Below are 7,209 nucleotides of genomic sequence, written 5' to 3'. Positions count from 1 at the left end.
CCGGTTATTTATGGCAGAGGAATAGCCATGATAACTATTTGTCATTTTTCATGATGTAAGAAAAATAATAAACCTTCATTTATTGTTATCAATAGGGATTTGTCATGAATAAATATAATTCAATTATCTTGATTACCTCGTTGGTTTGCTCTGCCAGTGCCTTTGCCGGTCGAGCTTATGTTGAAACCCGGGCAGCATATAATACGGCCTCTGAGCTGCATGAAGTTATCCTGCGCGGTGGGTATAACTTTGATAATGGTTCCGGCCTGATGTTAACGAATGCTTATAACACAGGGAAAATGGATCAATTCAAACATAGCTATAACGAACTGGAGGGTTGGTATCCATTATTTCGCCCGACAGATAAATTCACTATTTCCCCTGGCGGCTTAGTGAACTCCAATAGCTCAGGTTCGGGTGGTTCCGCCTATATGGATTTTAACTACAAATTCTTACCGGTATTTAATTTGACTGCGCGCTATCGTTATAACCACAATAACTATGAATCAAAAGATCTCAATGGTCATTATGCTCACAATGACACCCATGAGTTTGCCACTTATTGGAATTTCAAACTGACTGATGCGTTGTCATATACTTTTGAACCTCATTACTTTGTGCGCGTCAATGATTTTCACGGTAAAAATGGCAAAAGTTCTCACTGGGAAATAACCAATAAATTCAGTTATAAAATTGACACTCACTGGATGCCCTATTTTGAATTGCAATGGTTGGATCGTTGGAATGAATACAACAGCGAGCAATATCGTTTCCGCTTAGGGTTACGTTACACCTTCTGATCGATAATGAGATCGTTATCACAAAAAAGACGGCACAGTAATGCGCCGTCTTACTCTATCAATACCCGCCATACTTCAAGTTGCATGTGTGTTGGCTGCGCTCGTTACTCGGCCCATCCTTGGGCCTCGCCTGTGCGAAGCCGCTGCAAGCAGCGTTCAAACCTGCTCCCGACCGATTTGTATCTCGCTTGCCGTCTTCCTGCAACTTGAATTATTTAGGGTATATTCTGACAACTGAAAAGGTTAGCGGTCTTTCTTCTTACCAAAAATCCTCAGTAACGCGCCAACGGCACAACCAATAACCACACCCAATATGACCCATTCAGTAAACGACATAATCAGACCTTTTGATTTGTTTGGTCTGATTATATAAATTATTCCTCACTTGTCCATGTCAGGCCACCTCTGTCCTTACAGCTTTGCCAGCATCTCGCGGGTGACTAATACAATGCCATTCTCTGAACGATAGAAACGACGGGCATCTTCATCTGCATTTTCGCCAATCACCATCCCCTCGGGGATAGTACTCGCACGATCGATTACACAACGGTGTAGACGACAAGAGCGGCCCACATTGACGTCGGGTAGCAATACGCAAGAATCAATATTGCAGAAGGAGTTGACCCGCACTCGGGAAAATAGCACTGAGTTGACCACCACTGAACCGGAGATAAAGCAGCCGCCGGAAACTAAGGTATTCATGGTCATCCCGTGACTGCCAGAACGATCCTGAACAAATTTCGCCGGTGGTAAGGGCTCGGCATAGGTACGTATTGGCCAATGAGGGTCATACATATCCAGCTCGGGTGTAATAGCTGCTTGATCAAGGTTAGCCTGCCAGTAGGCATCCAATGTTCCTACATCACGCCAATAATCAGGGGCATCGGGTGATGTTGAGACACAAGACAGTGAGAACGGATGCGCCCAGACATGACCTTGTTCAGTAATTTTCGGCAAAATATCTTTGCCAAAATCATGGCTACTGCCTTTATCGGCGTGATCGCTTTCCAGTAAATTGAACAGGAACTCCGCATTAAAGACATAAATTCCCATACTGGCCAGGCTGCGCTCGGGTTTACCGGGTAACGTTGGCGGATCCTCCGGTTTTTCCCAAAACATTTTTACTTGTAGATCTTCAGACACTTCCATTACACCGAAGGCACTCGCTTCCTCTTTGGGCACTTCAATACAGGCTACGGTGCAGGCAGCGCCGCTTTCCACGTGATCCAACAGCATGCGGGAGTAGTCCATTTTATATATATGGTCCCCGGCGAGGATCACGACATATTCAGAACGATAACGGCGGATAATATCCAGGTTCTGGAAGACGGCATCAGCGGTGCCGGTATACCAGTGCTCTTGTCCTTGGCGCTGTTGTGCAGGTAACAAATCAACAAACTCGTTCATCTCTTCACTGAGAAACGACCAACCATGCTGAATATGTTGCACCAAGGTATGAGACTGATACTGCGTTATTACGCCGATTCGGCGAATACCTGAATTGAGGCAGTTAGAGAGTGCGAAGTCGATAATGCGGTATTTTCCGCCAAAGTGAACTGCGGGTTTCGCGCGAACGGACGTAAGATCTTTAAGGCGTGAGCCACGGCCTCCTGCAAGAATCAGTGCTACGGCTTTGTTTGGAAGTTGTCTGGCCGACATGACTCTGTCGATATCGCCTGTTTTCCGCATGTCAGACTCCTTATGATGTGTATGTATAGCTGCCGGATTACGGGCTATATTCTCCAATCCTAATGTGCCAAATGCTTTTATGCGCTTAATGCTTTTCGGACAATGGCCGGAATGATAAAGCGGATTTGTACCCTCCCTCCTTTCAATATAAATATCGTTAATGACATAATCGGCTAATTATGGTTCTAACACTGAGAAGCGAATCAAGTTTAGCGCCAATTGACATAATTTTTTGCTCTATAGCACTTATTAGCACTCCTACTGTTTATTGCTTTCGCACATTGTGGGGGCGTCGATCGTCGACCATACTCGTTGAGGCAAAAATATTCGTAGTTTTAATAAGGATATAAAATTATGACAGTAACAGTAGATAGTCTGCGATTATCCGCACTGGTTTTGATGCTAAGTAGCAGCGCGATTAGTGCCGCACCGGTTGCTATCCCGCCTACCGGTTACACATTGGAGCGCGTGGTTATTTTGAGCCGCCATGGTGTCCGCTCGCCAACCAAACAAACACAGTTAATGAATGATGTAACCCCCGACAAGTGGCCGCAATGGCCGGTCGCCGCAGGATACTTAACCCCCCGAGGTGCACAATTAGTAACATTGATGGGCGGATTCTATGGCGATTACTTCCGTAGCAAAGGGTTACTCGCGCCAGGGTGCCCAACTGACACGGCTATCTATGCGCAGGCCGATGTTGATCAACGAACGCGTTTAACCGGGCAGGCATTTCTTGATGGAATAGCACCGGGGTGCGGCCTGAAAGTACATTATCAGGCTGATTTGAAAAAAGTGGATCCGCTGTTTCACCCTGTCGACGCGGGGGTGTGTAAGTTAGATTCGACACAAACCCATCAGGCTGTTGAGGAGCGACTAGGCGCGCCATTAAGTGAACTAAGCCAGCGCTATGCTAAACCCTTTGCCCAGATGGGCGAGGTATTGAACTTTGCAGCATCGCCTTACTGTAAGTTACTGCAAAAACAAGGAAAAATCTGTGATTTTGCCCAATTTGCAGCGAATGAAATCACGGTGAATAATAGTGGGACAAAAGTCTCGCTCAGTGGACCATTGGCGCTATCATCAACCTTGGGTGAGATCTTCCTGCTACAGAATTCACAAGCGATGCCTGATGTTGCCTGGCATCGGTTAACGGGAGAAGAAAATTGGATCTCGTTATTATCGTTGCATAATGCGCAATTTGATTTAATGGCCAAAACACCTTATATCGCTCGTCATAAGGGCACTCCATTATTGCAACAGATCGAGACCGCACTCGTCCTTCAGCGCGATGCTCAGGGACAAACACTGCCGTTATCACCACAAACCAAAGTTCTTTTCCTTGGTGGGCATGATACGAATATTGCCAATATTGGCGGAATGTTGGGTGCCAATTGGCAACTACCACAGCAACCCGATAATACACCGCCCGGTGGAGGGTTAGTCTTTGAGCTATGGCAGAACCCAGATAATCATCAACGCTATGTCGCGGTGAAAATGTTCTATCAAACCATGGAGCAATTACGAAATGCTGAGAAACTAGATTTGAAAAACAATCCGGCAGGTAGGGTTCCTGTTGCGATTGAAGGTTGTGAAAACAGCGGAGAGGACAAACTTTGTCAGCTTGAGACCTTCCAAAAGAAAGTGGCTCAGGCGATTGAACCGGCTTGTCATATTTAAATAACGCTGATCCGACGGGTGGTCATTAACACCCGCCGGATATATTATTGGCAGTTGATGATAATCAGTGTTGGCTAGGATTCCACTCTCTGCTGTTATAGTTGATGGCTACTATAGTTGCGTTGTCAAATAGTTGCGTTATCAAATGCCATAATCATATAAATAGCAAGGTTATATAAAAATGATGGGGCGACCTTTTTAATATAGGTGCCCCAGCGTATTAGTGCCACTGCTAATAAATTAGCTTTTCAATTTTCGCCAAGAAAATCGTATGTCTAAATCTATTCATTATATGTACTCACGACTATTAGCCTAATCTGACTAAATCGAAAGGCACGTAACGTTCACCTGTTTGCTGCAATTCAACTACTCTTTCCCGTTCGGCCTGTACTGGGGGCAGCCCGTCGGCATGGATAGCTTTTGCTATGTCAATCTCACCGGTTTGTGCGACCATTACACGTATTCCCGGGATAATTTGGTTTCTGTTTCTGTCATAGACCTTAACCATATTAACCTCCAATCGCTATCTGATCAGATTCCATGATTATAAGCTATATAATAAAACTGCTATCTAAAATCACAAACAGAGCAATAATATACCCTATATGGATTGTGCTCAATGAGGCTAATCTATTTACCTCAAGTAAAACTATTGCGGAGTTGGCTTACATAACGTGAGAAATTATATTTATTTTTTATCGAGGATCAAGCTTAACAATGATTTTTTTTTGCTAATTTACTCGCGATATAACCGGTGCAGCTTGGCAATGATATCTTTAATCAGTAATCCGCCGTGTTGGCGGATTAGTGGAATATCTGTATAGATTATATTAGTGTTTTCTGTGTCAATGATTCCAGTATCTTTAGCGGGGATTGCTCAGGGTGTTTCATACCGGTAACCGGCAATAGGAAAGTTTGTTCTAACATATATTGCCCTCCCATTGCGGCATGGGGGGTTTGATCAGAAAAACAGATCCAACTGCTGCCCGATGGGAAATCAATCGCTTGTTGTAGGCCATTCTTCTGATAATCCAAATCGGACTTCATTTTGTCGTGTAACTGAAGCATCAGATGGTCGTAATGGCTGCGACGGCGTTTAGTGATACCCACTTTATTTTGCAGCCAACTACTGATAGGGGAGTAGTCATCCAGTTGCGGTAAATAACGGCTGGCCAACTGGGTGAAATTTTCGCCAACACGCCATGACCGGGGTTCACCCTGAGGGTTGATATTGGTGAAGATACGGATGATGCGTTCGCCATAATTGGGGCGTGAAGGGAATGCATCAACATGTAGGCGGCTATCGTCTTTACGCCATGATGTGTTATCACGCCAGGCCGTAACCGGGTGTAAACGTAAACTATTGGTTGGGCTGTGCAGGGCAGATTTATACTCTGGCAACAGTTGATTAATTAAATTTAAGCAACGTTGGTAATAGCGTTCAAGTAACTGACGGGTTAAGGCAATTTTGCTTTCATCAGTGACACCCGTTAACGTGCCTTCCACTGGCTTGTAGCTGATATTCTTACGCTTAACATCAACCAATGTAGGGTTGAGCAGTTGTTTCTCCTGTTCACTTAGTGCAAAGGCCAGATGAGGTAAAAATAGCACTTTACCTTGTTCTAGAGCCTCAATAGCGCGGGCACTTTCTGTTTCACTCTGATCCCAACTGCTGTTGGGGAGTGTTAGAATCAATGACTCCGGCACCTGACTTAGGGTTTCACTGCTCATCAACTATCCATTTTTTTGATATCTATCTAATGGTAGGAAGCATAACTCTTTATTATAAATAAAGTGAGCCTGGAGGCATATATTTTAGATTTTTGTGCCCCTGATTGGCTGCATTAATGGGGGTAATCGCCGCATAATAGGGGATGATTTTACGATTGAGGTATGAATTTCGGCGTGTTCGGACCAATGGTCAGTGATGGCATCTAATTGCTCCAATGACTGAAGGTATAGACGGCTAATAAAGCAATCGTCACCGGTTACTTTGTCACACTCAACACATTCTGGTGTCTCCTGGATCATCTTTGCAACGCTATGCAGCATTCCCGTCAAGGGTTTGACCCGGACAATGGCTTGCAAGTTATAACCGAAAGCTCGCGGGTCTAAGTCTAGAGTGTAGCTGCGGATGATATTACGTTCTTCAAGACGCCGCAGACGTTCGGATGTACTCGGAGAGGAGAGGTCCACTTGTTGTGACAGATCTTTTAGAGATATACGAGAATTTTCCGCTAAAATAGCAATCAGTTGTTCATCAATTTTATCCATACCTATCAGCCTCTTTTTATTAGGAGCATTAACCTTATTATAGGCAACATTTTAGCGTATTAACGATATCTGCCTAACAAAACTAATAAGTATGCTGGATAAAAAGGCTACTTTGATATAACGATTAAAGCCCCATACGGGGCATAAGTGTTCTGAATACGGGTATTTACTGCCCAATAACTGACGAACTGGCTAACGAGGAGGTGACGTTTGGTTCATTAAACCGTGAGGGCTTTTTTTGTAAATAGGCCAAATCATAGACATCATAAAAATCTATTTCGCCTTTATTATTAATAATATGCTTAAAGCGAAGTTTAAAGTCATCACTGATATTCTTGTTATTTAATATTTCATCAATTGCTTGTGTTGATAACGCACGACTAAAGAACCACTCTCCGTTGTAGCAAACGCGTAAGTCAAGAATGCCAATATCCTCAAACTTAAATACAGGTTTGATTTCCATCATAAGGATGGCTGACATCAGGACAAAGAAAGCGGTAAATGCAATCATGTAGCCTGTGCCAAAGTATGGCGTTAAGTACATCAAAACTAAGACGAAAAAATATGACACTAGCATTGCCAGGCAAAGGTAGGGATGTTTGTAGACAAAATCGCTGTTAAATTTTAACCGGCCATCTCTTTTTTCTTTTTGATTTATTCTTGCGATGTCGTCAATTAATATTTTTTTAATTATGTCCATAATTATGACCTTGTGATTAATGACTCATAAAAATTAAACCATAATGGTTTGTTATAGATTAACATA

Annotated in this window: 7 protein-coding genes; 2 read left to right on the top strand and 5 right to left on the bottom strand. The window is 43.6% G+C overall.

Translation table 11 applies throughout. The features are described from left to right. Window positions 1–104 precede the first annotated feature (104 nt). Complete coding sequence (ompL, locus tag V1952_RS18625) at window positions 105–800, top strand: porin OmpL (protein ID WP_372558648.1); 696 nt, start codon at window positions 105–107, stop codon at window positions 798–800. A 411-nt stretch (window positions 801–1,211) separates the two neighbouring features. Here ompL and glgC read toward each other — a convergent pair whose 3' ends face one another. Beyond that, a complete protein-coding gene (glgC, locus tag V1952_RS18620; RefSeq protein WP_420075296.1) occupies window positions 1,212–2,489 on the bottom strand; it encodes a glucose-1-phosphate adenylyltransferase in 1,278 nt (425 codons plus the stop codon). Between the two features lie 354 nt (window positions 2,490–2,843). Here glgC and V1952_RS18615 point away from each other — a divergent pair, with 354 nt between their 5' ends. Next, window positions 2,844–4,169 (top strand): AppA family phytase/histidine-type acid phosphatase, encoded by a 1,326-nt coding sequence (locus tag V1952_RS18615; RefSeq protein WP_372558649.1) that lies wholly within the window; start codon window positions 2,844–2,846, stop codon window positions 4,167–4,169. Between the two features lie 307 nt (window positions 4,170–4,476). On the opposite strand, the gene ydfZ is transcribed toward V1952_RS18615, so the two are convergent. The 4 genes from ydfZ to V1952_RS18595 form a co-directional block, all read right to left on the bottom strand. Beyond that, window positions 4,477–4,677, bottom strand: a complete 201-nt coding sequence (gene ydfZ, locus V1952_RS18610; RefSeq protein ID WP_420075295.1) for a putative selenium delivery protein YdfZ — start codon at window positions 4,675–4,677, stop codon at window positions 4,477–4,479. Between the two features lie 317 nt (window positions 4,678–4,994). Next, window positions 4,995–5,900, bottom strand: coding sequence for a Kdo hydroxylase family protein (locus V1952_RS18605; RefSeq protein WP_420075294.1), 906 nt, complete (start codon window positions 5,898–5,900; stop codon window positions 4,995–4,997). An 84-nt stretch (window positions 5,901–5,984) separates the two neighbouring features. After that, on the bottom strand, window positions 5,985–6,443 hold the full coding sequence (locus tag V1952_RS18600; protein WP_083159185.1) for an Lrp/AsnC family transcriptional regulator: 459 nt from the start codon (window positions 6,441–6,443) through the stop codon (window positions 5,985–5,987). 166 nt (window positions 6,444–6,609) lie between these two features. After that, entirely contained in the window at window positions 6,610–7,143 is a 534-nt protein-coding gene (locus V1952_RS18595) for a YlaC family protein (protein WP_083159184.1), read from the bottom strand. Window positions 7,144–7,209: the final 66 nt, after the last annotated feature.

Origin of the sequence: Yersinia sp. 2542 StPb PI (assembly GCF_048593855.1) — a bacterium.
GTDB lineage: Bacteria > Pseudomonadota > Gammaproteobacteria > Enterobacterales > Enterobacteriaceae > Yersinia > Yersinia enterocolitica_E.
The sequence above is the reverse complement of the archived record's forward strand: the minus strand, read 5'-3'. Positions and strand labels throughout refer to the sequence as shown.